We start from the raw sequence: 3,345 nt of genomic DNA, 5'->3' as shown, positions 1-3,345 counted from the left end.
TGCCCAAGCGGGCCTGGCAGAAGCTCTCCGCAGGGGCCGGGGCCAAGGGCCACCGCTTCTACGACTGGGCAGTCATCGACCTCGCCGACCCCCGCCCCGGGAGTCGGCAGCTGCTGATCCGCCGCAACGAACGCGCTCGTGCCGGGCGGGTGCTTCGTCTTCTGCGCGCTGTACACCACCTCCACCGGCGACGGGCCCTCCACCGCCGTAGCCGCCCGGCCGGAGCGCCTCATCCTCGCCGGGGGCGAAACCCTGACCGTTCAGATGTGGGTGTCGCCCCCTGGCCTCGGGTGCGCAGACGGCCGGACGAACGGGCATCCGGGCGCCCGCTGGTAAAATGGGGGTTCGCTTCGAATTCGCCGGGGCCCGTACCAAGGGGGTACGGGCCCCGGATCGTTCCGGGGCGCCTGATCAGGAAGGTTCCCCATGAACGCGAAGCCGTCGGCCTCTGGGCTCCCCCGTGCTGGTACACCGCAGCGGACGGTGTCCCCGAGTCTGCCTCCGGCCGCGTCCTTCGACGCCCTCGGGCTCCCGTCGAAGCTGATGGAGACGATGACCGGCCTTGGGGTGACGGCGCCATTCCCGATCCAGGCGGCTACCCTGCCCGGCGCGCTGGCCGGCCGCGATGTCCTCGGCCGCGCGCGGACCGGCTCCGGCAAGACGCTGGCTTTCGGGCTGGCGCTCCTCGCCCGCACCGCCAGTCTGCGAGCGGAGCCGAAGCGGCCGCTCGCGCTGATCCTGGTGCCCACCCGGGAACTCGCACAGCAGGTGAGCGACGCGCTGGCCCCGTACGCGCAGACACTCAATGTGCGACTGGCGACGGTCGTCGGCGGGCTGTCGATCAACCGGCAGCAGGCCCTGCTGCGGACCGGAGCCGACGTCGTCATCGCCACGCCGGGGCGGCTGACCGACCTGGTGTCGCGCCGCGACTGCCACCTGAACCAGGTGCGGATCACGGTGCTGGACGAGGCGGACCAGATGTGCGACCTGGGTTTCCTGCCGCAGGTCACCGATATCCTGGACCAGGTGCGCCCCGACGGGCAGCGGCTGCTGTTCTCGGCCACGCTCGACCGAAACGTCGATCAGCTGGTGCGGAACTACCTTCATGACCCGGTTCTCGCCTCGGTCGACCCGGCGGCGGGCTCGGTCACGACGATGGAACACCATGTGCTGAACATCCACGCCGCCGACAAGTACGCGACCGCGACCGAGATCGCCGCGCGGGACGGCCGGGTACTGATGTTCCTGGACACCAAGGCCGGCGTGGACCAGTTCACCCGTCACCTGCGGGCCAGCGGCGTACGGGCCGGTGCCCTGCACAGCGGGAAGTCGCAGCCGCAGCGTACGCACACCCTCGGCCAGTTCAAGGACGGTCAGATCACCGTGCTGGTGGCCACCAATGTCGCCGCTCGGGGCATTCACATCGACACGCTCGACCTCGTCGTCAACGTCGACCCGCCGGCCGACGCCAAGGACTACCTGCACCGTGGCGGGCGCACGGCACGCGCCGGGGAGTCCGGGATCGTGGTCACCCTGGTCACCCCCAACCAGCGACGCGACGTGAACCGGATGATGTCCGACGCCGGGATCCGGCCGACGGTCACGCAGGTGCGCTCCGGTGAGGCGACGCTGACTGCCATCACCGGCGCGAAGCGCCCGCCGACCGCGGTGAAGAACAGCGGCGGCAACGTGCCGTTCCGCGGTCTCGGCTCCCGTACGGGCCGCCCCGCGAAGGAGTCACGCAAGGCCGCCGAGGCTCGCAAGACCACGGAAGCCCGCGCGGCGGCCCGGGTACGCAAGGGCCGCTGACGGCGGGTGCAGCCGCTCGGACGCTGAGGCGCGGATTCCGCGGCACAGACGCGCTGGTCGGCGGAAGGCGCAGTGACATGCCTCGCTCAACCGACGGCGCACTACTCCGTTCGAGTGGTGCGTTCAGGCCCCCGGTCGTAGCGTCGATTCCGGGACATCCGTCGTCGAGCGGCAGCGGGGAACGGCCATGCACATACGCGCACTCACGACCACGCTCTCGCTCTTCGCGGTCGCCGCCCTCGCCGCGGCAGGCACGCCGCCTGCGGCGAGCTCGGCACCGGCCCCCGCCGCGCAGACCGCACAGCAGGGCGTCGGTCTTCCGGTCCTCGTCGACTGTCTGTGGCACCCGCAGGTGCGTCCGTCCGAATTCATGCTCGCCTGCGGTGACGGCAACAGCCGCCTGGCCTCGCTGGATTGGTCCCGGTGGGGCACGGATTCGGCGCGGGCCGAAGGGGTGAACTGGGTCAATGACTGCAAGCCGTACTGTGCGGCCGGCCGCTTCCACGCATACCCGGTGACCGTACGCCTCGACCATCCGAAGCCCTGGAAGAAGCGGCCTCAGGTCTCGCACTACACCCGGATCACCCTCGTGTACACGGACAGCCGGCCGGAGCGGTTCTCGCAGACCCAGTCCTATCCGCTCTGGGACTGAGCGGCCCGCACCCCAGGACGCCGCCCTCAGCTTCCGGCTTCTGCTGCGCCGTAGGAGAACTTGTAGCCCGCGAAGTCGGCGACATGGACGTATCCGATGCGCTGGTAGAGGGCGTTGCTGGTGGGGTTGGCCGGGTCCGCGAACAGGACGACGTCGGTTGCGCCCGCGGTCAGCGCCGCCCTGCTCACCTCGACCGTCACGGCTCCCGCGTAACCGTTCCCCCGGAGGTGGGCGGGGGTGTAGACGGGGGTCCACCCGGACCATGCCGCCGCCCAGCGTGGTCGCTGCCGCCATGGAAACGGGCGTGCCGTCCGGGGTCTGCCAGAACGTGAAGTGCCGGTCGCCGAAACGCGAGTCGGCCCAGGAGCCGGCGTCGATCAAGTCGATGGAGGACTGCTCCCCGACGTCGACGCAGAACTCCCGGCACCAGTGCACGACTTGCTCATGGTCGTGCGGGCCCGTGATGCGACCCTGGCCCTCGGGGCGGGGCTGCGGTGGGGTGAGCGTGCCGAGACGGTACAGATGCGTCCGCCAGAAGGGTGCGGGCGCCGCGCCCGATGTACCCGAACTCGGGGCGTACTTGCTCAGAGATGCACCGTCACGATGAGTGCAGCGTTCAGACGAGCTCCCTCGGGGACGCGCTGGAAGTACGGGCGCGAGCCCACATCCCAAGGGGACTCTGTCGCTCATCTCCCCATAGGTATCGGCATGTTGAGTGAATGTCCCGCCGGGCGTGAGCCCCGTCCGCATCGGCATGTTGAGTGAATGTCCCGCCGGGCGTGAGCCCCGTCCGCCCGCCCGGGTCGACCGGGCCGGCGGGCGGGCCGGGGTGCGGCACCCCTGCGAGGGCGGGGGTGAGGTGCCCCACCGGGGGGGGGTCAGGC

2 protein-coding genes and 2 pseudogenes are annotated in these 3,345 nt (G+C 70.9%); 3 read left to right on the top strand and 1 reads right to left on the bottom strand.

The window, feature by feature from the left end; translation table 11 throughout:
- The 3 genes and pseudogenes from RMT89_RS39845 to RMT89_RS39835 form a co-directional block, all read left to right on the top strand.
- Positions 1-128, top strand: a pseudogene (locus tag RMT89_RS39845) (IS701 family transposase); the annotation flags it as partial.
- Between the two features lie 298 nt (positions 129-426).
- A complete protein-coding gene (locus tag RMT89_RS39840; RefSeq protein WP_315888640.1) occupies positions 427-1,809 on the top strand; it encodes a DEAD/DEAH box helicase in 1,383 nt (460 codons plus the stop codon).
- A 187-nt stretch (positions 1,810-1,996) separates the two neighbouring features.
- The gene (locus RMT89_RS39835) at positions 1,997-2,461 is read left to right on the top strand and encodes a hypothetical protein (protein WP_315888639.1); all 465 of its coding nucleotides are present in this window, start codon (positions 1,997-1,999) and stop codon (positions 2,459-2,461) included.
- Positions 2,462-2,487: 26 nt separating this feature from the next.
- Here RMT89_RS39835 and RMT89_RS39830 read toward each other — a convergent pair.
- Positions 2,488-3,019 (bottom strand): annotated as a pseudogene (locus RMT89_RS39830) (GNAT family N-acetyltransferase); the annotation flags it as partial.
- Positions 3,020-3,345: the final 326 nt, after the last annotated feature.

It is taken from the genome of Streptomyces sp. P17 (assembly GCF_032436805.1).
Lineage (GTDB): Bacteria > Actinomycetota > Actinomycetes > Streptomycetales > Streptomycetaceae > Streptomyces.
The sequence above is the reverse complement of the archived record's forward strand: the minus strand, read 5'-3'. Positions and strand labels throughout refer to the sequence as shown.

Excerpts from the sequence above, each read along its gene's own strand:
- RMT89_RS39840 (WP_315888640.1), top strand. The coding sequence starts at position 427 with ATGAACGCGAAGCCGTCGGCCTCTGGGCTCCCCCGTGCTGGTACACCG.
- RMT89_RS39835 (WP_315888639.1), top strand. The coding sequence starts at position 1,997 with ATGCACATACGCGCACTCACGACCACGCTCTCGCTCTTCGCGGTCGCC.